Origin of the sequence: Sphingobacterium litopenaei (assembly GCF_014692495.1) — a bacterium.
In the GTDB taxonomy this organism is placed as follows: domain Bacteria; phylum Bacteroidota; class Bacteroidia; order Sphingobacteriales; family Sphingobacteriaceae; genus Sphingobacterium; species Sphingobacterium litopenaei.
The window spans coordinates 39,600-64,730 of record NZ_JACOIJ010000009.1 but is presented as its reverse complement, the minus strand read 5'-3'; the positions used below and the strand labels follow the sequence as shown (position 1 = coordinate 64,730).

Genomic DNA, 25,131 nt, shown 5'->3' with positions numbered 1-25,131 from the left:
TTATAATTTTATAATTAGAAACTAAGCATCACTTAGTGTTATAGATATATGGCAGTTTATAGATTTAGAGTTACTTTCGAAGATTATGAAGATGTGTATCGCGATATAGATATGCCTTCAAAAGGTACATTTTTAGAATTACATCATGAGATACATAAAAGCACGGGCTATAATGCTGAGGTTTCATCTTCGTTTTATGTAAGTAATGATCAGTGGAAAAAAGGTACTGAAATAGCGCATCTTCCAAATCCCCGCAAGAAAGATACAGGCGTGTTAATTATGGAAGATATTCGTTTAAGTAAGTTTATCGATGACCCACATCAAAAATTTTATTACATCTATAATTTTGATAGACCATATGATTTTCATGTGGAATTGATAAAAATCTTGAAGGAAGAAGACGGTAAAGAATACCCTTCATTGTTTAAAGCTGTTGGTCAGGCACCAAAATTAATAGCTGCTGCTAATTTTCCTGTTTCTACGGATGACGATGAAGACGATGATTTTATTGAAGAAACTGCAACCGAAGAATATGGTGTAGATGAAGAAGATGACTTCGATTTGTTGGATGATGAAGAGGAAGAAGGCGAAGAGGGTGAAAAAGAAGAGTTCGGTGGCGGTGAGGACGATTATTAATTGATGTCTTCAACACAAAGAAATAAAAAAACTTTAGTCGTAGTCGTTGGTCCTACAGCAGTAGGTAAAACAGCTACGGCTATTTTATTGGCACAACATTTCAATACCGAAATCATCTCGGCTGATTCTCGTCAATTTTATCGTGAAATGACTATTGGTACAGCAAAACCCGACGCAGATGAATTAGCTGCAGCTCCACATCATTTTATCAATTCCCATTCTATCAAAGAAGAATATTCGGCAGGCGATTTTGAGCGTGATGCTTTAAAATTACTGGATGAATTGTTTCTAACCAAAGACATCGTTGTTATGGTAGGAGGGTCAGGTTTATTTGTTCGAGCGGTGTGTGAAGGTTTGGATGATTTACCTAAAGCTCCAGAGGGTGTTCGAGAAGCTTTGAATAAATCTTTTGAAGTACAGGGTTTAGAACCACTAAAATCTCGTCTCAAAGAAATTGATCCTGCTTATTATGCTGTGGCGGATATTGACAATCCGCAACGTGTCATCCGTGCTCTGGAAGTTTACGAAGCAACAGGTAATCCTATTTCTTTCTACCAAAAGAAAGATTTAGTACAACGTCCTTTTACTATTGTGACCATTGGATTGAATATGGAGAGGGAGAAGCTCTATGAACGTATTAATCTACGTGTAGACAAAATGATGGAAGCTGGGTTATTAGAAGAAGTAAAATCTTTAGCAGCCTACCGTCAAAAACCTGCAATGCTCACTGTGGGTTATTCAGAAATATTTGATTATCTGGATGGTACTGTATCCCTACAAGATGCTGTTGGCAAAATCAAACAAAATTCTCGTCGCTATGCCAAGCGCCAAATTACTTGGTTTAAAAAATACGGCAATACGACTTGGTTTGAACCTTATCAAACTGAAGAGATAATACATTTTATTATCAATTCTTTGTAGAGTATTTCCTACAGAAATCAAATTATATATTTCCCAATCTAATAGTGTAATCTTATTGTAAGATGCTGTTTTTTTAATTTCTTATGATTTTTTTTGTTGGATAAGATACAGATAGCTTTTTGTTTATTTATTAACAGGACGCTTCTGAATTGAGAATAGAAATCCGTCCGTTTTGGATTAAAATTTGATAATTTCATAATTAAAAACTAAACTTTTTAATTATGAAATTATTTCAAATCGAAACAAATCTTCCAAAGGCAAATCAAATCCTCGATAGCAGCCAACTTTACGCATTAAAAATAAAAGATATGGCTTTGGATTATGCACCAAAAATACTAGGTGCTATATTAGTATATCTTATAGGAAGTTGGATAATAGGAAGAATAGCTAATGTAAGTAGTAAGATGATGATTCATCGCAAATTTGATGTATCTCTTCAAACCTTTCTTATTTCCTTGATTAAGGTTGGGCTGACAGTCATGATGTTCCTGGCGATAGTAGGCATGCTTGGGGTTAATATCACAAGTTTTGCCGCGTTATTAGCCGGTGCTGGTTTGGCAATAGGTGCAGCGTTGAATAGATCGTTAGGTAATCTTGCAGGTGGAGTAATGTTGATGATTTTTAAACCTTTCAAAGTAGGTGATATTATAGATGCTCAAGGTGTAGCAGGAGTGGTAACAGAGATAGGGATTTTCTGTACTACAATTCTATCGCCTGAGAATAAAACTATTATTCTTCCGAATGGCGCTTTATCAACTGGAGTGATAACCAACTTCAACACGCATGGTAATCTGCGTGTGGATTTGAAAATAGGTATAGCACTGGATGTGGATATTGATCGTGAAAGAGAAATAGCCATCCAAGCGATGCTAAAACATCCCAAAGTTTTACATACTCCTTCTCCTGAAGTAAATGTACTGGAGGTGGGAAATGGTATGACTACACTTGCTATTCGTCCTTATACCACACAAGCAGATTATTGGGATGTGTATTTCGGCGCGCAAGAACTTGTTAAAAAAGCATTTGATAAAGAAGGAGTGGCAGGGCCAATTCCTACCAGAATAATTATCAATCAGAAGCCATAGTTTTTTATAATACAATCAAAAAGCTTCTCCATCTTGGAGAAGCCTTGTTTTAAACGATTATGTTGTGAATTATAAAAAGTTGCTAATTACTCTGTTGATTTTCCAACCATCGGCTGTATTTGACATATTCACGATGTCTACACGAGTGAAATTCTCAAATTTCATAGTGACTTTAGCTACTGCTATATCTCCTGATTGATCCAAAATTTCATATGAACTGGTACAGCTGTAAGTTAGGTTATTGGTATTTTCTAAGAACTTTCCGTACTCTTTTTTAGTTGCTTTTGAATTAGTTGCTGCATTAACAAATTCAAAATTATCAGTTAACATCTCTTTTACAAAACTTTGTTTTCCTAATAGCGAAGCATCAATATAGTTTGATACGATGTTACGGGTTGCGTAGTCTTTCATCGGGCTAACTTTCTCGTTAGCGAATGAACTTAATGATAAAACCATCATTACTACTGTTGCGATTGTTGTTAAATTTCTTTTCATGGCTGTTTATGTTTTAGTTTCTTAATTTTCTTTTGATATCTCAAAGGTATTGCGAAAAGGTATGTTCAAGAATGGGATTTAGACCAATGAAAGAGGAAAGTCGGTGAAATTCTGGGATTTCTCGGTGAGAATTTTTATCGAGGGTAGTCTATAAATAAAAAAGGTCTAGACATAATGCCTAGACCTTTCTGTATGATTTAAAATCAATTTATACGATAAAGTTCCATCCAAAAGGATCTTCTACCTTACCGTAACGTAATTGATTTAAATAATCTAAAACCTTATTAGAAAACTCTCGGCCTTCTACTGGAGGTAAAGTATAGTCTGTTCCTTCAAACCCAATTCTATCAATATGAGTAATCGTAGCAGCTGTACCTGCAGCAAAAGCTTCAGAAACTTGGCCAGCTTTGATTCCATCGATTAATTCCTGAACGGAAACTCGACGTTGCTCTGCTCTGTAACCCCATTCTTCGGCTAATTGCATGATGGTACGTCTAGTTACGCCGTGTAGAATAGTATCTCCATGCGGTGTGATAATCGTATCACCAATACGGAATATTAAGTTTGCAGTACCTGCTTCTTCGATGTATTTATGTTCTAAAGCATCTGTCCACATAATTTGATCGTAACCTTCATCATTTGCTAATTGTGTAGGGTATAATGATAAAGCATAATTACCTGCATTTTTAGAGAAACCTACACCGCCTTCTGCAGCACGAGTATAGTGTGTCTCCACTTTTAGAGAGATAGGTTTGCTATAATAAGCCCCAACAGGACAAGTGATTACTACGAATTTGTATGAAATCGAAGGGTGTACACCCAATGCTGATTCCGTAGCGAACATAAATGGACGGATATATAAAGACGTACCTTCTTTCGATGGCACCCATTCACGATCGATATCTAATAATTGTTTCAAACCTCCTAAGAAAATTTCTTCGGGTACTTCTGGCATTTGTAAGCGAGAAGCTGATTTGTTGAAACGTTCCCAGTTTTTGTCTGGTCTGAAAATACTTACCGTTCCATCTTCAAATTTGTAGGCTTTGATTCCTTCAAAAATTGCTTGACCATAATGCAAAGCAGACATAGATGGACTAATAGTTAAATCGCCATAAGGGACGATGCTGACGTCTTCCCACTTACCGTTGTTATATTCAGCGACCAGCATGTGGTCTGACATGATTTGTCCAAACTTAAGATTGTTGAAGTCTACTTGCGAGAGTCTTGATGAATTTGTTGGCTCTACGCGAAATGAAATTTGTTCTGTCGCGCTCATTTTCACTTATATATTTTAGTTGGAATGCAAGTTAAAAAAAAAGATTTAGAGCTTCTTACTTATTTTTTAAATAGAGGGGTAACAATGCGAGTTTTTTATTGATATAAAGGAAACAATGAAAAACTAAAAAACTAAATAATCAGATTATGAAAAGACTTTTACTCGCATTAATGTTAATTGGATTTACATTTTTAGCACAGGCACAACAAAAGGAGCACGGAGATTTTCAAATAGGAATCTTCGGAGGTGCAAGTACACCGTTGAATAAGTACAAAAGCTACACGGATACGCAAATAGGCTACCATGGCGGACTATTTATGGATAAATATTTCTCTAGCAATACGTGGGGCATAGGAATTGACGCCCGTTATATGTTCAACGCAATCGCAAAACGTGATACATTCCATTTTGAAAATGGTTATTTGTCAACAGATTATTTAAATAAAGCTAGATTTCAAGATTTGGTTTTCACCTTGGGACCTTCTTATAAATACAGTAATAATAAATTCCAATTAGAGGCGTATTTGCGTGGAGGTATAATGATGCAGTCTTTTCCAGAATATGTATCATCTATTACTTATCGCGATGCACGAGGCGAAACCACACACGCTATTGAGAAAACAATAAATGATCCTTCTAACAAAGCTAATTCTTGGGTTGTATTAGGCGGTTTCCGCTTCAATTATATGTTTACCCCTAATTTCGGAGCTTTTGCGCATATAGATTATGTACAATCATTAGGCACTAAGTTTGGCAATAAACCTAGTCGTTTTGTTTCTGAAAGATTAGAAGAAATAAATGCTAATCCTATTGAATCTACGACTACAGTTAAAGATTATGCTGATCATTATAGAACGGAGGCAAAAACTATTGAATATACCGTACATCAAACATTAAATACAGGTTTGGGAATAAAATATGTGTTTGGAAAAAAAACATCTAAAGTTACTGACAAGCCAGTGTCTCCAAAATATGATGAGATTATAAACACCAAAGTAGACGCAAAAGATTTACAGATTGTAGTGAAAGATAAGCAGACAAATATGGCCTTAAGTGGTGTTACTGTAAGTATAGAAGGTCAAGAGGTAGAAGAACGCTCTATTTCAGATGCTAATGGACAAGCTTCTAAATTAGAAAATATCAAACCAGGCAATTACACTGTCGTAGGTGAGAAAAATGGTGTTAAAACTCCTATTCTTCATCTGAGTGAAATAGATTTCAAAGGTAATTCGAAAGTTATTTTCAGAGAGATTTATCACGATGATCCAAGATTCACTTTGATTGGCGAAACATACGATTGTAACATTGAACGCAACCTTTCGGGTATAAATACTGTTCTTACTAATTCAGAAACCAGAGAAAATATGAGTCAGATTTCAGACACAGAAGGAAAATTCATCTATCAACTGAATGCTCAAAGTGATTTTACAGTTGTGGCTAATCAACAAGGCCGATATTCTCAAACCGAACTGGTTTCGACAAAAGGATTAGATCGAAGCAAAACATTGTATGTGACATTGAAATTAGGCGTTTGTGATTTACAAAATAATGCAGCTTTTGTGTTGAAAAATATTCTATATGATTTTGATAAAAGCAACATTCGTCCTGACGCTGCTTTGGTATTAGATAATGTGGTTTCTATTATGAAGCAAAATCCTACGTTGAAAATAGAGCTTTCATCACACACTGATAGTCGAGGTAATGACGATTATAACATGAAATTATCGCAACGCAGAGCAGACGCAGCAGTAGCTTATATCGTTTCTAAAGGTATTAACCGCTCGCGTTTGGTAGCTAAAGGTTATGGGGAAAGCCGTTTGGTCAATAACTGTGGAAATGGTATAGATTGTTCGGAAGAGCAGCATCAAGAAAATCGCAGAACTGAAATTAAAGTATTAGAATACAATTAATAACAAAATATTATGAAAACATCACCTAAAGTTACTCCTGAATTGGAGGATGAAGATTTGAAAGACATGACTTTAATACAATTTCTAAAGGGCTATTTTGTGTATTTATTTCAATTTTTTATTCGACCCAGATAGATTTTTCGAGTCAGATAAACAATCAAAGCCAATAGCACTGATCCAATCAATATAAAGAGTAGGTTTGAAGATTTTTTCAAGCCTACTTCGTTTCCAATCCCTGTATAATTTATATTTGCCCAAAACCAGGGATTCTGTTGCAATATGGAAGCTTGATTTAGAAATTTTCGCTTAGCTTGAGCTAAGGCAAGCATTGGACTTTCAGAATTTTGAAGCTCTTCATAAAAACCGGATGTAAGTTGAAGCATCACCTCATCATTTGCAAACCAATACGTAGAAATTACAGAAGGTACATTTTTACTCAAGAAAACACGCTGAATACTTTCCGTTCCTTCTGATGGTAATGCAACTCCATTGCCCGTATTACAAGCCGAAAGAAATACTAAAGGTGTTTTGATTTCAAAGAAACGCAGTTGATTGGTCGATATGGCCTGATGTAAATATAAATATGGCGCTTCAATACTATCCAATATCGTATGCGCAGCGATGTGAATGATATTTGTAGCGGAGAAAGCTTCTCGGATAGTAGAATCATTTTGATGCTCTGGAGAAATTGCCAAAGTTTTGTATCTAGCGGTCAAATTTGCAACTTCTTGATTTACAAAAGCCAGATGCGGTAAAGGTTTTGGAAATTCAGATCGATATAATAATGAAATTTCTTTGGACGTGGTAGGCGCTTTGTTTGTAATAAAATCAAAAAGCAAGAAGGAATTTAAATACGCAAAATTATAAGATTGAATTAAATACTCTTTGTCGTATAAGGCATCAAATGGTAAGCCGTACAATTCGCCATCTAACGAAAGAAAAATATTGTGTTTCTCAGATGAAAGTTCAGGTAATAGATGATGATAAAAGTATCGTGCTTCTTTATAATATTTTTCTGGATTGCTATTAAAAGAGTTTGGTGAAGAGGAAAAGTAATTTGATTTAAAGTGAATTAGACTATCCACCAAATTTTTATCTTCAATTTTTTGAAAGGCTAGCTGATCAGCTTTCGTATATACGATGCTCATGGACCTATCCTGATGTATATAATAGCTATAATAAGCCTCCTTTTTGCTTTGAAATTTTTCTAAGAAGGAAGATTTCGAGGGATTGAAATTCACGTTTTCAAAATAATTCTCCGCTAATTGGAACTCTGTTTTCAGTTTTCCTATTTGATCTGCAATACTTTTCTTTTCCTGTGCTGCATCCGTAGCATCATACTTTACATATAATCGTCGAATTTCTTGGATGGCATCTTTTATTTTTTGATCCGCTGAAGACCAATTTTCCGAACGATTGATTTCATTTATCAAGAGTCTAGCTTTGCTAAGCTCTATGCACCATAATAATGTTTCTCTGTTTGATTGAGTTTGTATTTCAGGATTTTCAATATAAAGTTGGATTAATTCCTCCAAAATTTTCTTATTCCAAATATTGTTGCGCAATTGATCTCTTTCGCTTGTGATGAGCTGCTGTGTACGAAAATCATTTTCTATAGCCCATTCGTAGTAATATATCGCCGAATCAATTTTATTTTCTTTATGGCTGGTTCGACCCAGACCCAAAAGCGCATACGTATATTTGTAGTCAAGAACATATTTCTTTTTTTCTTGTTGAAAATTTTGATATGCGGCTTTGTAATATTTATGAGCGGAATCTAGGTTGTTATGGTTTAATTCAATGTCTGCCAAAGTTAAATAGGCATTGGCTTTATTTCGGAATTGAGAGTGAGGGAAGCTCTGATGAAGGATATTCAATGCTTTTTCGACTTCTTTTTGAGATTTGTTTAGCGTGGCGTATTGTGTCAAGGCAGAAGCATACCATATTAGCGTATCACCTTGAAGTTGATATTTTTCAAATTCAGCGATAGCCGATTGATTGTATTTTGAGCTACTTTCCTGGTCATTTTCCATTTCGTAGGCTGTCGAAAGGGTATTCAAAAGTAAGGCTTTGGAGAGTGAAGGGGGCAATGTATTTATCTTATTGGCAAGCAACTGAATCGCTTTTTGGGATTCGCCATTGTAGATGTATGCATTTGCTAGATTATTTATTAATCCCAAATGTTGCGCATCTTCCTTTGGCGAAATGGTTTGCAATAAATCTTCTATCAAGGTAATTGCTTTTTTATTGTCATCTACATGGATATATAGAGCTGCCAAAGGCTTCAGTATGTAAAGAGAAATGTCAATATCTTCTACATTTTTTTCTTTAGCAAAATTCAAAGCCTTTTCATAAAATTGAATGCTGTGGAAAATATTTCCTTGTTCGCGAAGATTATAAGCCATGAAAACCAATCCATAGGCATAACTCTCATTCTCAAAATCGTTTTTGGGTTGTAGATTAATAGCTCGTATGAATGAGTCGGGATTAGCAATATACTGTTGCGGTTGATTTTCTGCTATTTCTTCAAATTCATCGAAAGATAGCATGGACTTTTCCGCTGGAATTGTAGAATCTTCTTTCTCAGGATTCTGGCAGCTCCAGCAAAAAGTAATAAGTATATAAGATAGAAGCTTAAATAGTTTATTCCTCATTACACTTAGAAACGCCAAACCCCATAAATGCCACTATACGATTTCTGATTTTTGTCATAACTCAATCTAAATCCAATAGCAGGTCCCATATATACTCGACCCAAATTGATATCAAAGAATGGATTGTATTTTATCGGGCTATCTTCTTTTTCTATATTGGTATTTTCTATTGTATGCTGGTTTTCTACGCCTTGAGCGGAGGTAAAAAAATAAGTCTTCGAGTTGCTAAATTTTGTGTTAAAATCTTTGCGAAATGCGACACCAGCGCCAACAGAAACCCAAGAATTAATATTATAACGAATCTGAAGAGGCACTTGGATAGATAGAAAATCCCGATTAACCGTGCTATCTGTAGCTTGATATTCGTATTTCATATCTCGGCCATTCTCAACAAAAGTAATGACACCTTTTTCCTCTAATTGTCCTGTTTCACTACTTCTGCTATAGTATGAAGTGTAAATTTCTGCTTGCCAAAATGGTTTGTTGTAAGGGGCCATTGGTGCTAAACCAAACCCAAGTTGAATGCCTGGTTTAAATTGATGCTTAAGGGTGTTTTCTTCAGGTGTTCCAAATGTAGCTGCTGTTCCCACAGTTACAATAGGAGACCAAATTTGTCTAAATCTAGAAGTAGAAATATTCGTCGTGATAGGAGGATTATTATCAAAATAAATGTCCGTATAGGATTTAAAAGATTTGTTCTTGAACTTTTTCTTCTCCATATCAACTTCAAAAAGGATGAAACCTTTGGAACTATCTGGGTCTGTTAATGTCTTGGAAGCAGTACCAGGCAAAGCAATGTCTTTAAAATGAAAGAGTAAAGCCCCATTATCTTTGATTGTGTATTGATAACAGCCTAATGCGTTTGGAGTAGCACAAGTATCGCATTTGGGATATAATGATTTTAAACGAAATGTTTCTTTTCGAACTTCGGGAGGCAAAAACATTTCCAACCGAACATGTCTAGCATCGCCTTCACCATCATTTTGAAATTGCACTTTATACGTCAATGTTTTGTTTTTGGATTGAAAACGATAACTCATGCGTGCAGGTCGGACAGACATTTTGTTAGGATCGTGTGACTTCACCACAGGAATATCGACTTGGTGGACATTGGCTATACCATTTTCAGGGATGAAAACTCCAGTAAGCGTCACTATAGTATTGGTGTCCACCAACATATCAGGCGTAACATCTAGATTTATCAATGAAAATTGCTGCTCTGCAATAGAAGGTTCGATATCATATGCTGAAAGGGAATTGTATGCACCATATAGATCTTTGAAATAGTCTATGGCTTGTTGACTAGATTTAAAATCTGAAACTTCTTTGATACCGTAATCGGGGCTGCCTGTTTTGGTAAAAGTAGATTGTTTTACAGATGCCCACATACTGTGAAGCTGGTCTTTTTGTACTAGCGAATCTAATTGTTCTTGATAATACTTGCTTTGGTTTGCAAATTTAAAACCATTCAAGCCTGCAATTTTTTCATTAGAAAGAATAAAAACCTTTCCTTTTTGACCACCTGTATTGACACCTACCACCAATTGAATGTCTTCGCCTGGTTTAGCGTCAGAAAGTTTATAGATTTGAAAAATACCATTAGAAGAAAAGAAATTCTGTTCAAAAGCATTGGGCTGTAAGCTCGCTATAGCTGTATTCGCTGGCTTATTACTTTGTAATGGTTTCTTAGGTCTTTTGGGTTTAGGACCGTAATCGTAATTATTCACCGCATAAACAGAAACCTCATAGTTCCCTGGTTGGGCATATTGATGAGTAGGTTCTGGTTGCGTGCTGAAATGACCATCACCAAAATCCCATAAATATTTATAATAGGGCGTGCGACCTCCTGGTATTTGTACTAAGGGACGTAAAATCGGCTTGAAATGGAATACACCATCCACTTCGTATATCTCTATATTGCTTTGAAAAGTATCAATAGGTGTCAGCATAGTATCTTGCTGTGCGTAACCAATTTGCACCAGCAGACCAAGTATTATAGGTAGTAGTTTTTGAATCATATATTTAGGTTCATTAAGGGTAATGAAAAATTAAAAATATTATTAAATTTACTAAGTAATTGCCAATTAAATGCATCTTGACCAAATTTATATTCAATACCTAAAGGATAACAATAGCACAGGTATTCAATTAATATATAATAAATTTTCAAAACAAATTGTTACCCTTATTCAACAAAATAATGGGTCAGAGGATGATGGTTATGATATTTTTCAGGAATCTTTAGTGGATATCTATCATATGGCACATCAAAAAGATTTCCAACTTACCACCAGTTTTTCATCCTTCCTTAAATTAGTTTGTAAGCGTAAATGGCTGAATGCCTTGAAAAAAAATCAACGGATGCCGGTAACAAATCTTGAACAAAGTGTATTATATGTTGAAGATGAATCAAATAAAGCATGGGACGAAATGTTAGAAACGGTAAACCGTGAAAATATTGTGATGTCGCTATTGGATACCTTAGGTGAAAGTTGTCAGCAAATCATCAAGCGATGTATGCAGGAGAAACATCAGGAGAAAATAGCAGAATCCATGGGTATAACCTATGCTTATCTTCGAAAAAAGAAAAGTGAATGTATGGCCACACTAGTAAGGAAAGTTAAAGAGAGTGGGTTATTTTAAATAATTATTGAAATGGAACATTTAGCAGACAAAATTCAAGATTATATCGAAGGGCAATTGCAAGGAGAGGAGTTGCAAGAATTTGAAACTCATATGGAGCAGGATACAGATTTTCGAAATTTGGTTCTGTTGCAAACAGAAGTGCATGATATTATAAATAAAAGGCTGAACTCCAACGAATCCGACTTAAGAGAATCTTTGTTTCATGCAGAAACGGAATACCGTTATCCTAAACAAACTTTGTTTCAGCGGATAAAACCTATTGTCACCATTGCAAGTGCCGCTTGTGTGCTGCTATTTGGGTATTTGTTTTTCTTTAATAATAACACCGCTTTGTATGAGTTGCCAACTATGCAATCTGAGATCGTTCGTGGTCAAGAATCTAATGATCAATATGAAGAGGCTGTACGTCTGTATAATCAAAAATCGTATGCAGATTCCCGCACTATTTTGAATAACCTCATCAATAAAGAACCAGAAGTTATACAGTATCAATATTATGCTGCATTGACTTATTTAGGTGAAGAAAATTATAATGAAGCAAAAGTTAAGTTGAATCCTATTGCTAATGGTGAATCCATCTTTAAAGACGAAGCAAAATATTATTTAGCGGTGAGTTTAGAAAAATTGGGAAGTAAAGAAGAAGCTGTAGTGCTTTTGAAAACGATTCCAAATCAAGGAGAACTTGGTAGAAAAGCTCAAAAACTATTAGATAAATTGAATTAAGGTTGATGTATCAACTTTAACAAAGGTTCCAAATACTCACGGTTATTGGCCAGACGAGGAACTTTATTTTGACCGCCTAATTTTCCTCTGGACTTCATCCAAGTGTAGAAGGTTTCCTGGGGTGCATTGTGAATAATAGGTTGTCCTAATGCTAGATTTTTGAAGCGTTTTGCGTCGTAATCCGAGTTTATTTCACGCAAAGTAGTATCCAAAGTTTCACAGAATTTGTTGAAATCTGAAGGTTGTTTTTCAAATTCAATAATCCATTCATGCGCGCCAGCTTCTTTGTTGCTGAAATAAACAGGGCCAGCGGTATAATCTCGAATAATAGCATCTGTCACTTTACAAGCAGCTTGTAAGGCTTGATCTGCATTATCGACAATCACTTCTTCTCCAAAAGTATTGATGTATTGTTTTGTGCGCCCAGAAATTTGGAAACGATATGGCGATAGGGAAGTGAATTTAATCGTATCACCAATTTTATAACGCCACAAACCAGCATTGGTGGAAATGATCAAGGCATAATTTTTACCTAATTCTACTTCGTGCAAGCCTAAGGTTTTGGGATGTTCGTCTTCCAAATTATCCATTGGAAGGAATTCGTAATAAATTCCATAATCGAGCATGAGTAATAAATCATCCGAATCGGATTGGTCTTGAATGCCAAAGTATCCTTCAGAAGCATTGTAATTCTCCAGATAATACATGTTATCCGAAGGAATCAGTTGTTTAAACTGCTCTCGATAAGGCGTGAAACTTACGCCTCCATGGCCATAAAATTCCAAATTAGGCCAGACTTCCAATAAATTGTCTTTGCCTGTGATTTCGAGAATTCGTTTTGCCATAACGATATTCCATGTTGGAACACCAGCCAGACTTGTTACATTCTCTTTTATAGTAATTTGAGCGATTTGCTCTATTTTTTCTTCGAAATTTGGGTTTAGCGTGACCTCAACATTGGGCGTGCGTAAAAATTCAGCCCAAGAAGGAAGGTTTCGTATCAAAATAGAAGATAAATCCCCGTAATATGAATCTGGACTAAAGTTGTTTATCTGGGATGAACCGCCGATTACAACAGATTTGCCTGTAAAAACTTTATTGTTTGGCTTGTTGTGACAGAATATAGTCAGCATATCTTTGCCACCTTGGAAATGACATTCTTCTAAAGCCTCAAGACTCACCGGAATAAATTTGCTGCGGTCTGCTGTAGTACCTGATGATTTAGCAAACCATTTTATGTCCGAAGGCCACAAAATATTTTGTTCGCCTTTGATCATGCGATCGATATAGCCTTTTAGGTCATCGTAATCGCTGATAGGTACTCTATTTTTAAATTCTTCAGGAGTGAAAATACTTTTGTAATCGTATTTTTTGCCCCATTCGGTAGCTTCAGCTGCAGAAATTAAGTTTTGGAACCATTCTTCTTGCACATCATGAGGATATTTGATAAAGAGTTCAATCTGGTGAATTCTTTTTTGCATTATCCAAGAGAAGATAGAATTTAATAGCGCCATACCTTAGGTAGTTATCTAGCTTTAAGTTAGAGTTTTTTTCTACGTAATACAAAATTCTGACCTAAGTAGAATTTGCGCGCCATTTCATTTTCTGCGATTTCTTCGGGCTTACCTGTCAACATGATTTTTCCTTCTGTCAGCAAATAAGCTCTATCCGTAATGGACAAAGTTTCTTGTACGTTGTGATCCGTAATTAAAACTCCGATGTTTTTGGCTTTCAATTTAGAAACGATAGATTGGATTTCCTCCACGGCAATAGGATCGACCCCAGCAAAAGGTTCATCCAACAAAATAAAGTGTGGATTAGCAGCTAATGCGCGTGCAATTTCGGTCCGACGGCGTTCACCGCCTGACAATAAATCACCACGATTTTTGCGTACACGATGCAAACTGAATTCGCTTAAAAGCTCTTCCAGTTTAGCCATACGTTCCTCTTTGTTGGGATAATGGATTTCCAAAACTGCTAGAATATTGTTTTCTACAGAAAGCTTACGAAAAACAGAAGCTTCTTGTGCTAAATAACCGATACCTTTTTGTGCGCGTTGAAACATCGCATCTTTGGTAATTTCTTCGTCATTCAAAAATACATGACCTTCATTAGGCTTAATAAGCCCTACGATCATATAGAATGATGTGGTCTTTCCTGCACCATTTGGTCCTAGTAGTCCCACGATTTCACCTTGCTCCACGTGAAATGAAACATCATTTACAACAGTACGTTGTTTATATTTTTTGATGAGATGTTCTGCTCTAAGTATCATGAATCAATATTTCAGCTATTGCAAATATATTTTAATATCGTATTGCTTTAATATTTAATTGTAAATTCTTTTTCCCTCTCCAGTTGTTTTCCTCAATCGTATAACAAATATCGAATGGATTTTGTCGTTGAATATGGTCCAAATGTTCTGCCAATCCAAAAGCTATACATTCAAAACTAGCTGAACCATCTTGAACAATTGTAAGCTTCAAATGATTATTTCCAACTATGTATGCTGATCCAATGATACGCACATTACGGGACATAAAAACTGGAGCTTCATTCTGTGGGCCAAAAGGCTCGAATTGTTTTAGAATACGATACAGCTTACTGTCAATATCTTTTAGTGCTATCTCAAGATCGATGCTTACTTCTTGTTGCAACATTTCGGGCTTAATGGTTTTTTCCACTACAGCTTCAAATTTTTGTTGAAACAAGCTGATATTCTCCTCGCGCATAGTCAGACCAGCAGCATATTTGTGCCCACCAAATTGTTCGAGCAAATCGCTGCATTCACTTAGTGCTTCATATAAATCAAATCCTAGTACCGAACGTGCGGAACCTGCAATATGCCCATTCGTTTGAGTCAAAATAACAGTAGGGCGGTAATATTTTTCTGTCAGACGAGAAGCCACGATGCCAATAACACCTTTGTGCCAATCTGCTTTGTAGAGAACTGTTGATTTTCGAAGCTGATTTTCTGAAGATGATTCTATTAATGATAAAGCCTCTTGCGTAATAGTCAAATCAAAATCTTTACGCACGTTATTCTGATCATCCACAGCACTTGAAAAGTTTTTAGCTTCTTCCTCTGACTTTGAAATTAATAATTTAACAGCATCTTTTGCATGTTCGATGCGTCCGGCAGCATTGATACGAGGACCAATCTGAAAAACAATATCGTTGACAGTAAATGTACGTGTACGATTAGAAGATAAGTCTATTAAAGCTTTGAAACCTACAGAAGGATTGCTGTTTAATTTTTTAAGACCAAAATGAGTTAAGGTGCGATTTTCTCCTGTAATAGGAACGATATCTGATGCAATACTTACTGCCACCAAATCCAAATATTGATAGGCAGATTCCATATCCATATTGTTTTTGATGATAAAAGCTTGAATAATCTTGAAGCCTATACCACATCCTGAAAGTTCTTTGTAGGGATACGCACAATCTATGCGTTTTGGGTCTAATACAGCTATCGCATTTGGAATAGTTTCTCCCGGTAAGTGGTGGTCTCCAATGATAAAATCAATGCCTTTGCTATTCGCATAATTAACCTTATCAATGGCTTTGATGCCACAATCTAACGCGATAATAAGAGAAAAACCATTTTCGGCGGCGTAGTCTATCCCCTGAGTTGAAATACCATAGCCCTCCGAGTAGCGATCCGGAATATAAAATTCAATACGAGAATGAAATGTTCGGAAAAAACTATATACAACAGAAACCGCCGTCGTGCCATCCACATCGTAATCTCCGTAGATTAAGATTTTCTCCTTATTGCCTATTGCTCTTTCGATGCGTGATATGGCAACATCCATATCTTTCATCAAAAAAGGATCATGTAAATGATCCAAGGAAGGTCTAAAGAAATACTTAGCTTGTTCGTAGGTCTCGATTTCTCGACTTACCAAAAGATTTGCAACGATGTCGTTGACACCTAGTTCTGATTTTAAATGACTAACTTTGTTGCTATTACTTTTTGGTTTTAGGACCCACCTTTTTTGCATATCTTTGCGCAGTATTTGTATGTAAATATACATTTTATAGGTGTAGTAACCTAATACTCGCAGTCGATAATTAATTTAGGATTTCCTAACTATCATATTTACAATAATATAAAAGAATGATTCAAGCGTATTCTTTATTCGAAGGTTCCTTCTCTGTTGATGCCACTAAAAAATTTGTTCCTTTTGATCCTTTGAAAGACGATCCCAAAAGTCGTCCAGGCTCTTTGTTTGTTCATGTTCACCCATTTTTGATTGAATCGAGCAATGGTTTAATTCTTTGTGATGCAGGATTAGGATTTCGAACAGAAGATGATGAGTTGTTGATACATCATAATATTCGTAAATTGGGATTTGAACCAGAAGACGTGAAGTATGTTTTGATGTCACATTTGCACAAAGATCATACAGGTGGTTTGGTAGATTTCAAGAATGGTGTAGGACGCGTGGCATTTCCAGAAGCGGAATATATTATTCAGCGAGGTGAATGGGAAAATGCATATTCGTCTGAATCTCCGTCTTATCGTACGGAAGTTTTTGATGTGATTCAACGTAGTGGAAATCTAAACTTGGTTGAAGGTGATGGTGTGGTGAATTATGAAATTCGCTATGAGGTAAATGGCGGTCATACCGAATTTCACCAAGCATTTCATATCGAGACTGGTGGTGAGCATTTCTTCTTTGGTGGGGATGTGTTGCCGGAGCCAGAGGAGCTTTTCAAGAATTTCATTGCGAAATATGATTTTGATGGAAGAGCATCCCGTGACAAGCGTAAGGAATATTGGCAGCAAGGTGCACCAGAGGGATGGATTTATTTATTTTACCATGGCAAATCTTTGGCTATGGGACTACCAAAATTAAAAGACGATGGCACATATATGTTAGTTGATCCTAATAAATAGGCCATTTTTATTATATTTGAATAAATCAATTGTTATAAACTCATAACATATTACTATGTCAGTAGTTAGAGAAAGTGATCTTATTGGTATTGGTAAAAAGTTTCAGATCGAAACAGAAGCTGGTGACAATATGGTCGTAGTTATTCATGACGATGGTCGTCGTGAATTGTACCGTCATGATGACGAAGATAATGAGACACGTTGTGTGATGACATTATCTGATGAGGAATCCCGTCAAGTGGCTGGAATAATTGGTGGCTTGTCTTATAAGCCTAAAGCTTTGGAAACTATTGAAGTTGCTTTGGACGATCTGCGTATTGAGTGGTACAAAGTAGAGGCTTCAAACGATGGTGTAAATAAAAGCATAGGGGAGTTGGGCGTTCGCCAAAAAACAGGCGCTTCTATTATTGCTGCCATCAAAGATTCAGAAACAAAAATCAATCCGGGTCCGGATTATGTTATTGAGCCAGGGGATACTTTGGTGATTGCCGGAAAAGCTAAACATATTAAGTTACTAAAAGAATTACTCGTATAATCTATGTCGCATATTATAATTTTAGAAATAGGAATTGCCATTTTATTGGTCGCAGGCGTAGGTTTGCTCGCTAATAAATTACGTTTTTCTGTAATTCCATTTTTTATCATTATAGGTATGTTGTTAGGCAATAAAGAATACCCCGGATTTATTGCTGATTTACTTTCTCAAATTAATAATCCCAATCTTACAGCTTCTATAGATCAAATTTGGTCTTTCTTTACTTTCACAGAAAGTAAGCCTTTTATTGAATTTATGGGAAGATTGGGCGTTTTATTCCTGCTCTTTTATTTGGGGCTGGAATTTTCTGTCAGTCGACTCATCAAATCTGGTAAATCCATAGTGACAGGAGGAACGTTGTATGTTCTGCTAAATTTTGTTTCTGGTTTACTAATTGGTTGGTTGATGGATTTGCCATTCAAAGAATTGATGGTATTGTGTGGTTTGATGACCAGTTCTTCTACAGCTATTGTTGCTAAAGTGTTAACCGATCTGAAACGTACAGCAAATGCCGAGACCGAGGTCATTATGGGCATGATTATGTTTGATGATTTGTTCATTGCTATGCACATTTCCTTCTTATCAGGGCTTATATTGACTGGTGGAACTTCTTTCTGGTCCGTATTAGGTACATCGGTGCTCGCATTAGGTTTTATTCTTACTTTCTTGATTTTCGGACGTAAGCTCGTTCCTTTTATAGATAGGATTTTACAGGACAAATCTTCGGAATTGTTTATTCTAATCATCTTCAGCTTACTGTTTGTGATAGCGGGTTTCTCTGAAACAATCCATGTGGCCGAAGCAATTGGTGCGTTAATGGCAGGATTAGTATTTGCCGATTCTAAATATTTGAAGAAAATTGAAGGAATGGTTTTGCCTTATAAAGACTTCTTTGGAGCCATGTTTTTCTTTAGCTTTGGATTATCTATTGATATATATTCCTTAGGAGGAGCCGTAGGTTGGGCAGCTATTGCAGCGGTTGTTACAGTAATTGGAAATGTGGCTTCTGGATATTTTGCTGCTCATTTTTCAGGAATGAAGCAAAGAACCTCATTTGATATTGGCTTTACGCTTTCTGCGAGAGGGGAGTTTTCTATTATTATGGCCAATATAGGTAAAGCTGGAGGTTTATTACCTGTATTGCAATCCTTTGTGGTTGTTTACGTGTTGATTCTATCCATTGTTTCGCCTTTATTAACTAAGGAATCAAGAAATATTTGGAATGCGTTGTTTGGTAAAGAACAGAAAGCTCCCAAACCGAAAAAGACTTTAGCGGAATTGGAAGCTTCAGTTAAGGAGCCAGATTAAAGGAATCCTAATTCCAGTTTCGCTTCCTCACTCATCATATCTTTGTTCCAAGGTGGATCAAAGGTAAGTTCTACTAATGCTTCATTCACACCTTCGATTCCAGCGACTTTGCGTTGTACTTCATCCATGATGTCTCCTGCTACAGGACAGCCAGGTGCTGTTAAAGTCATGACAACTTTCGCTATTCCACCTTCTTTGGTTATGATTTCATATACCAATCCCAGATCTATAATATTTGCAGGTTTCAATTCAGGATCGTATACCGTTTCTAGCACCTCTCTGATTTTTGGTGCTAAACCCAAATGATCTATAATAATGATACTATTCATAGTTCTAATTTTCGTTAATTACTTCGCTATAAATTGCTTGTAGCGATTCTATATTTTTATTGAGCTGATACTTGCTTTCGTATTCTTTTAGACAATTAGTGTTTAAGATTTGTTTACTTTTTAGTGAAAGGCTTACATATTTATCTAAAGCCTGAATTAAGCTTTCTGCATTTCCCGCTTCAAAATGAAAACCTGTATCTCCATCTTTGATCATTTCTGCTAAGGCTCCAATCTTACTACTAATAACAGGAGTGCCCAAAGCAAATGCTTCTAAGACTGTCATGGGCATTCCTTCAAACCAAATTGAAGGAACAATCAAAGCGTGACTGGATGCCAACGCCTTATTTAAAGTTTGTTTTTGTTGAAAACCTTTGTATTCAATGTTTGAATGGAGATTGGCAATTTTCTTTACTTTTTCTACTAAAGGTCCGTCGCCATAAATATCAAGCTTGTATGCTGGTTTTTGGATAAATGCTTCGAGTAATGTTTCTATGCCTTTTTCAACAGAAAGCCTACCTAAATAAACAAAATGAGTACTTCGTGATTCATGAATAATATCAGGTCTTTCTATAGCATTAACTTTTATAGCAAGTTGATTTTGTCGGATTTTTTTCGAAGATTGAAGAGTCAAATCTTTCATAAAAGAAGAAAATATCAAATATTTATCCACCATATGCCAAGTTCCTAACTTATGGTGTAAATAATAAGTAAAAGCAACCCAAAATGTCTTGAATAGCGAATTATCCAATGTTTTAAGTCTTATGGATTTCCATGGAAACTCTTTGTTAATCGTTTCCAAAAAGATTTTATTATTTACGAATAAAGTTGCTGACGGATCTAACAGGCGGTAATTATGTAAAGTTTGGATAGTTTTGAACTTAGCTTGATGCAATTTTCGAAAAACTAACGGACCAATAGCATAATGTGTATTATGAATATGAACAATATCCGCTTTAATTTCCTCTGCTTTCTGCACAATTTTAGCAGCGGCAAAGACATTCCAAGGATATAATGCAAATTGTTTTAAGCCAGCGAGCCCTTTTTTATTCTGAAAAGTTATAGTCTCCACCAGGTGGTTTTTACGCAAAGCTTCGACTTCCTGCGCGAAGACTACATCTTCACCTCCTTTGTGCTGATAATAATTATGGACTATTAATATTCGCATTAAATACCTTTTCTACAAATATACTATTAATACAAAAGGCAATTTACAAGGAATTGTAAAAGCGTTAAAAAATATATATGTATCTTCGTATGAATATTCACGTACTACATATGTTTGGAAATCCGTACTATGCTGAGAAAATCAGTGATGCATTAGAAAATATACAATTACCTGAATCACCGAATAATCTTTACGAACCAATTCATTATATATTGTCCCTTTCGGGAAAACGTATTCGTCCTCAATTGGTATTTATGGGCGCTAGTTTATTTGGATACAAGGATTGGGGTAAAGTACTTCCTGCTTCAATAGCTATAGAATACTTTCACAATTTTTCATTGATGCATGATGATATCATGGATAAGGCGCCTTTGCGAAGAGGAAAGCAAACCGTGCATCAAAAGTGGAATGAAAATGTTGCTATTCTTTCTGGAGATGCCTTATTAGTCAAATCTTACGAAGAACTATCTAAATGTCCAGCTTTTGCCGTGTCTGAATTATTAAAAACTTTCAATCGTGTAGCATTGGAAGTGTGTGAAGGTCAGCAACATGATATGGATTTTGAACTACGTAACGATGTGTCAGAGTCCGAATACATCAATATGATCCGTTTAAAAACTTCGGTTTTATTGGGTGGAGCACTGGAATTAGGTGCGATTATTGCAGGTGCTAATGCGGAAAATAGACAAAAGCTTTATGATTTTGGCGTAAATCTCGGCATTGCTTTTCAGTTGCAAGATGACATCTTGGACACTTTTGGAAACCCGGAAACTTTTGGAAAGCAGGTAGGAGGTGATATTATTGTCAATAAAAAAACGATCTTACATATTTTGCTCAAAAAATCCTTAAGTATTGAGGATCAGATTGAATTTGATAAGATATTAGCTTTAAGTGAAGAAAACGCTGAAGAGAAAGTAAGTCGAATGAAAATTTTATATCAAAAATATAAAATATTTGATCTTGCTAATACGTTAAAAAATGGATATTCATCTAAATCATTAGATAGTTTAAATGCTATTGACATTTTGGAAGAAAATAAACAAGACTTAGTAATTTTATCTAACAATTTATTGAATCGCAATAAATAAAGGTCTATAAATTATATTTTTTGTTTAATTTTAGTATATTAGGACATATAAAATTCAAAGAAGGAAGTACCTATTAATGGAACCTATAAAAATTACCATATTTCAAGCTTATCTTTTCTGGGAAAACGTAGAAAAAAACCTTCAAAATCTAAGCTTGCGTCTATCATCATTACGAGAAAAAACGGATTTGATCATTTTACCAGAAATGTTCAATACTGGTTTTACTACAAATGTGGAAAAATGTGCGGAAGCGATGGATGGAATGACGATGAGATGGTTGTACGAGACAGCAAAAAAGTTCGAATGTGTGGTCGCAGGTACATTGATTATTCAAGAAAATGGCAATTATTACAATCGTTTTGTATGGATGTCTGCTGATGGTAGTTACGTACATTATGATAAGCGTCATTTATTTGGAATGAGCAAAGAGAATCAACCTTCGGAGAAGGATTTTTTCACAGCAGGCAAGTCAAGAATCATGTTGCAATTAAAAGGATGGAAAATCTGTCCCATGATTTGTTATGATTTGCGTTTCCCTGTTTGGTCAAGAAATGCCGAAAATGGTTATGATTTATTGGTGTATACTGCTAGCTGGCCAGATAAACGTTCATCACATTGGCGTGCATTAATTCCTGCTCGAGCAATAGAAAATCAAGCATATGTGATCGGCGTAAATAGGGTAGGTCATGATGGTAATGAAGTCTATTATTCTGGAGGTTCGATGTGTATTTCGCCGCTTGGAGATGTGGTTTATTACAAACCTGAAGATGAGGATTTGTACACATTCACGCTTAATCCACAGGATTTGCAAAAAGCAAGAGAAAATTTTCCTTTCTTACAAGATGGCGATAAATTCAGCATTTTATAATGCTATTGTACTATAACAAAAATGCTCATAAAATATTATGAGCATTTTTTATTTATAAGGTCTATCTAAAATGGCTGATTGAATGACAGCCTGTCTTAAATCAAATTCAACACCTGATTTTTCTTGTTCTACCTCTTGAATGCGTTTGAGTGGAATAGGCTTTTCAATTTTGCTTTGTCGTCTTCTTTCTTGAGCGGCTATGACTTCAGCAGGTAATTCTGGCGCATAAACACTTTTTATTTTTTGTTTTTTTTCTTCTTTGTGCTTAACTTTCTCTAACGGCTGTTTATACGTTTCTACAGGAACTGTTTGCGGACGTACGGTGGGACGACGAGATTTTGATTTCTCGACTTCCTTCTGGAAATTTCGGTATATATTATATATAACGAACCCGACGGATATTAGTACAACAATGAAATTTTCCATAGTCTAAATATATTAAATATTAAAGATTTAATTTGAAAATGATAAAAATTTGCAAAATTCATAAAATCTTCTTTAATTGCATAAGCAACCTAAATTATTACTAGATAATGAATGATTCGTTAATACTATCAGATGAATTTTATTCCTTCCTAACAGGAAAAGTTTCGACAGCTATTTCGCGTCGACTGCAGCGTAATTTGAAGCTGGGTAAGTTGAACATCACTTCTGAACAATGGACTATTCTATATCATCTGTGGCAGGAAGAAGGTTTAACACAGCAAGAGCTTGCAAATTTGACTTTCAGAGATAAACCCAGTATCACGCGCTTAATAAACAATCTGGAGAAGATGTCGTTAGTTATTCGGGTAAATGATAAACAAGATCGTCGCTCAAATTTAATTTATCTGACGAAAGAAGGAAGAAAATTGAAAGAAGAAGGTATGAAGCAATCCGCGATTACACTAAATGAAGCACTTGAGGGGTTGGATTTGGAAGAACTACGAGCTGCGCAGCATATTTTAGATAAGGTATTTCATAATATAAAATAAACCAAAAAGGTCGACTAAGTAGTCGACCTTTTTGGTTTATTTTAATCATCCAAGAATTCTTCTTTCTGAAAAGTATTTTCTTTTTTATTGTATTTTCCGGTGTTCTTGAAGTATATATCGTGGAAACTTAAAGTCGTCACAGCATCCACTTTTCTGTAGAATTTTTCTGCCCGAATTTCATCAACAGTTTTGAAACCACATGCTTCCATGATTTCTACTGTAGCGCGTAGTGTGTTACGATGGAATTGCGCTACACGCACATGTTTATCTGCGACATCAAGACCTTTGTATAAGTGTGGCTTTTGTGTTGCGACACCTACAGGACATACGTCTTCATTACATTTTAGGGCTTGTATACAACCTAATGCGAACATCATTCCGCGCGCACTATAACATGCATCAGCACCTAAAGCTAAAGCTTTCATTAAATCAAAACCTGTTACAATACGGCTAGAGGCGATTAATTTAATGTGTTTTTTCAAACCATAATTGATCAATGTTGTCGTAACAAAAGTTAATGCATCATATAGTGGCATACCGATATTATCGGTAAATTCTAATGGTGCGGCACCAGTACCACCTTCCGAACCATCAATAGAGATGAAATCTGGGTAGATTTGTGTATTCTGCATGGCATTACAGATTTCGATAAATTCCTGCTTATCACCTATACAGATTTTAAAACCAACGGGTTTGTATCCTGATAATTCACGTAATTTTTGGATAAAATACATCATCTCCATTGGATTAGAGAAAGCACTATGCGCTGGTGGAGACATGACATCTGTTCCTGGAATCACGTGACGAATAGCTGCAACTTCTGGTGTGTTTTTAGCCGCCGGAAGAATACCTCCATGGCCTGGTTTTGCACCTTGAGAAATCTTAAGCTCAATCATTTTGACATAAGGTCTATTTGATTTTTCAGCGTATAATTCACCGTCAAAATACCCATTCTCATCACGACATCCAAAATACCCCGTACCAATTTGCCAAATCAAATCACCACCGTTGATGTGGTAATTACTAATGCCACCTTCACCTGTGTTATGCGCAAATTTTTGTAGAGCAGCTCCTTTATTCAAAGCGGTTATCGCTGTTTTACTCAATGCGCCATAACTCATCGCGGAGATATTGAATATACTTAAACTATAAGGCTGTTTGCAGGCGCTATTACCTACCATCGTACGAAGATCGTGGTTCTCAATATGTGTTGGAAAGATAGAGTGTGCTACCCATTCGTTACCTACAGCTTGTGGGTCTGATTGCATACCAAAAGCCACGGTTTCACGTTGATTCTTCGCACGTTGATATACAATCGAGCGTTGTCTTCTGTTGAATGGTCTACCATCAGTATCCGATTCCCAAAAGTATTGTCTTAGTTCTGGTCTAAACGATTCAAAGAAATAACGAAATGCTCCTACTAAAGGATAATTTCTAAGAATAGCGTGATGTGTCTGTATACTATGATATACAGCAACTATCAGAAGCGGAATAGGGATAATTAATAACCAAAACCATCTTGGAGTAAATATAAGACCAAAGGAAATGATGATAAGGTTTATTACGATGATAGATATAAGAATTAGTTTTCTAACTGCCATGATTTAATCTG

The 25,131-nt window shown here is 35.8% G+C and carries 23 protein-coding genes; 12 read left to right on the top strand and 11 right to left on the bottom strand.

Features of this window, described 5'->3' with window-relative positions; translation table 11 throughout:
* The first annotated feature begins 48 nt into the window (after positions 1-48).
* The 3 genes from H8B04_RS06750 (at position 49) to H8B04_RS06740 (ending at position 2,642) form a co-directional block, all read left to right on the top strand.
* Positions 49-636, top strand: a complete 588-nt coding sequence (locus H8B04_RS06750) for a plasmid pRiA4b ORF-3 family protein (RefSeq protein ID WP_165290507.1) — start codon at positions 49-51, stop codon at positions 634-636.
* Between the two features lie 3 nt (positions 637-639).
* Positions 640-1,557 (top strand): tRNA (adenosine(37)-N6)-dimethylallyltransferase MiaA, encoded by a 918-nt coding sequence (miaA, locus tag H8B04_RS06745; RefSeq protein WP_190301845.1) that lies wholly within the window; start codon positions 640-642, stop codon positions 1,555-1,557.
* A gap of 221 nt (positions 1,558-1,778) precedes the next feature.
* The gene (locus H8B04_RS06740) at positions 1,779-2,642 is read left to right on the top strand and encodes a mechanosensitive ion channel family protein (RefSeq protein WP_223815310.1); all 864 of its coding nucleotides are present in this window, start codon (positions 1,779-1,781) and stop codon (positions 2,640-2,642) included.
* A gap of 69 nt (positions 2,643-2,711) precedes the next feature.
* Here H8B04_RS06740 and H8B04_RS06735 read toward each other — a convergent pair whose 3' ends face one another.
* Both H8B04_RS06735 and H8B04_RS06730 read right to left on the bottom strand, forming a co-directional pair.
* A complete protein-coding gene (locus tag H8B04_RS06735; RefSeq protein ID WP_190301844.1) occupies positions 2,712-3,137 on the bottom strand; it encodes a nuclear transport factor 2 family protein in 426 nt (141 codons plus the stop codon).
* Between the two features lie 208 nt (positions 3,138-3,345).
* Positions 3,346-4,413 carry a branched-chain amino acid aminotransferase gene (locus H8B04_RS06730; RefSeq protein WP_190301843.1) on the bottom strand — a complete coding sequence of 356 codons (1,068 nt, stop codon included), beginning with the start codon at positions 4,411-4,413 and terminating at the stop codon, positions 3,346-3,348.
* A gap of 146 nt (positions 4,414-4,559) precedes the next feature.
* Here H8B04_RS06730 and H8B04_RS06725 point away from each other — a divergent pair, with 146 nt between their 5' ends.
* Positions 4,560-6,323: an OmpA family protein gene (locus tag H8B04_RS06725; RefSeq protein WP_190301842.1), complete on the top strand. Its 1,764-nt coding sequence runs from the start codon at positions 4,560-4,562 to the stop codon at positions 6,321-6,323.
* Positions 6,324-6,433: 110 nt separating this feature from the next.
* Here H8B04_RS06725 and H8B04_RS06720 read toward each other — a convergent pair whose 3' ends face one another.
* Positions 6,434-8,977 carry a CHAT domain-containing protein gene (locus H8B04_RS06720; protein ID WP_190301841.1) on the bottom strand — a complete coding sequence of 848 codons (2,544 nt, stop codon included), beginning with the start codon at positions 8,975-8,977 and terminating at the stop codon, positions 6,434-6,436.
* A 5-nt stretch (positions 8,978-8,982) separates the two neighbouring features.
* Positions 8,983-10,995 carry a PKD domain-containing protein gene (locus H8B04_RS06715; RefSeq protein WP_190301840.1) on the bottom strand — a complete coding sequence of 671 codons (2,013 nt, stop codon included), beginning with the start codon at positions 10,993-10,995 and terminating at the stop codon, positions 8,983-8,985.
* Between the two features lie 70 nt (positions 10,996-11,065).
* Here H8B04_RS06715 and H8B04_RS06710 point away from each other — a divergent pair, with 70 nt between their 5' ends.
* Entirely contained in the window at positions 11,066-11,620 is a 555-nt protein-coding gene (locus H8B04_RS06710; protein ID WP_165290499.1) for an RNA polymerase sigma factor, read from the top strand.
* A gap of 12 nt (positions 11,621-11,632) precedes the next feature.
* Complete coding sequence (locus H8B04_RS06705) at positions 11,633-12,346, top strand: tetratricopeptide repeat protein (protein ID WP_190301839.1); 714 nt, start codon at positions 11,633-11,635, stop codon at positions 12,344-12,346.
* On the opposite strand, the gene H8B04_RS06700 is transcribed toward H8B04_RS06705, so the two are convergent.
* From H8B04_RS06700 to recJ, 3 genes are read right to left on the bottom strand one after another with little or no spacing between them, the layout of a single operon-like run.
* On the bottom strand, positions 12,343-13,860 hold the full coding sequence (locus H8B04_RS06700) for a GH3 auxin-responsive promoter family protein (RefSeq protein WP_190301838.1): 1,518 nt from the start codon (positions 13,858-13,860) through the stop codon (positions 12,343-12,345). The genes H8B04_RS06705 and H8B04_RS06700 overlap by 4 nt on opposite strands.
* Before the next feature lie 26 nt (positions 13,861-13,886).
* Complete coding sequence (gene lptB, locus H8B04_RS06695; protein WP_165290496.1) at positions 13,887-14,621, bottom strand: LPS export ABC transporter ATP-binding protein; 735 nt, start codon at positions 14,619-14,621, stop codon at positions 13,887-13,889.
* Between the two features lie 31 nt (positions 14,622-14,652).
* Positions 14,653-16,353 carry a single-stranded-DNA-specific exonuclease RecJ gene (gene recJ / locus H8B04_RS06690; protein WP_165290495.1) on the bottom strand — a complete coding sequence of 567 codons (1,701 nt, stop codon included), beginning with the start codon at positions 16,351-16,353 and terminating at the stop codon, positions 14,653-14,655.
* A gap of 116 nt (positions 16,354-16,469) precedes the next feature.
* On the opposite strand from recJ, the gene H8B04_RS06685 reads away from it, so the two are divergent.
* The 3 genes from H8B04_RS06685 to H8B04_RS06675 are packed head-to-tail and all read left to right on the top strand — an operon-like array spanning position 16,470 to position 19,095.
* Positions 16,470-17,252 carry an MBL fold metallo-hydrolase gene (locus tag H8B04_RS06685; protein WP_165290494.1) on the top strand — a complete coding sequence of 261 codons (783 nt, stop codon included), beginning with the start codon at positions 16,470-16,472 and terminating at the stop codon, positions 17,250-17,252.
* Between the two features lie 55 nt (positions 17,253-17,307).
* Positions 17,308-17,787 carry a cation:proton antiporter regulatory subunit gene (locus tag H8B04_RS06680; RefSeq protein ID WP_165290493.1) on the top strand — a complete coding sequence of 160 codons (480 nt, stop codon included), beginning with the start codon at positions 17,308-17,310 and terminating at the stop codon, positions 17,785-17,787.
* 3 nt (positions 17,788-17,790) lie between these two features.
* On the top strand, positions 17,791-19,095 hold the full coding sequence (locus H8B04_RS06675) for a cation:proton antiporter (RefSeq protein WP_190301837.1): 1,305 nt from the start codon (positions 17,791-17,793) through the stop codon (positions 19,093-19,095).
* Here H8B04_RS06675 and H8B04_RS06670 read toward each other — a convergent pair.
* Both H8B04_RS06670 and H8B04_RS06665 read right to left on the bottom strand, forming a co-directional pair.
* Positions 19,092-19,424, bottom strand: coding sequence for a metal-sulfur cluster assembly factor (locus H8B04_RS06670; RefSeq protein ID WP_165290491.1), 333 nt, complete (start codon positions 19,422-19,424; stop codon positions 19,092-19,094). The two genes, H8B04_RS06675 and H8B04_RS06670, sit on opposite strands and share 4 nt — an antisense overlap.
* Positions 19,425-19,428: 4 nt before the next feature.
* Positions 19,429-20,589, bottom strand: coding sequence for a glycosyltransferase family 4 protein (locus H8B04_RS06665; RefSeq protein WP_190301836.1), 1,161 nt, complete (start codon positions 20,587-20,589; stop codon positions 19,429-19,431).
* An 89-nt stretch (positions 20,590-20,678) separates the two neighbouring features.
* Here H8B04_RS06665 and H8B04_RS06660 point away from each other — a divergent pair, with 89 nt between their 5' ends.
* Positions 20,679-21,677 (top strand): polyprenyl synthetase family protein, encoded by a 999-nt coding sequence (locus H8B04_RS06660; protein ID WP_223815309.1) that lies wholly within the window; start codon positions 20,679-20,681, stop codon positions 21,675-21,677.
* A gap of 76 nt (positions 21,678-21,753) precedes the next feature.
* A complete protein-coding gene (locus tag H8B04_RS06655; protein ID WP_165290489.1) occupies positions 21,754-22,545 on the top strand; it encodes an amidohydrolase in 792 nt (263 codons plus the stop codon).
* A gap of 48 nt (positions 22,546-22,593) precedes the next feature.
* Here H8B04_RS06655 and H8B04_RS06650 read toward each other — a convergent pair whose 3' ends face one another.
* Positions 22,594-22,971: a hypothetical protein gene (locus tag H8B04_RS06650; RefSeq protein ID WP_190301835.1), complete on the bottom strand. Its 378-nt coding sequence runs from the start codon at positions 22,969-22,971 to the stop codon at positions 22,594-22,596.
* A 107-nt stretch (positions 22,972-23,078) separates the two neighbouring features.
* Between H8B04_RS06650 and H8B04_RS06645 the strand changes: the two genes are divergently transcribed.
* Entirely contained in the window at positions 23,079-23,519 is a 441-nt protein-coding gene (locus tag H8B04_RS06645) for a MarR family winged helix-turn-helix transcriptional regulator (RefSeq protein ID WP_165290487.1), read from the top strand.
* A 41-nt stretch (positions 23,520-23,560) separates the two neighbouring features.
* On the opposite strand, the gene H8B04_RS06640 is transcribed toward H8B04_RS06645, so the two are convergent.
* Positions 23,561-25,120, bottom strand: coding sequence for an FMN-binding glutamate synthase family protein (locus tag H8B04_RS06640; RefSeq protein ID WP_190301834.1), 1,560 nt, complete (start codon positions 25,118-25,120; stop codon positions 23,561-23,563).
* Positions 25,121-25,131: the final 11 nt, after the last annotated feature.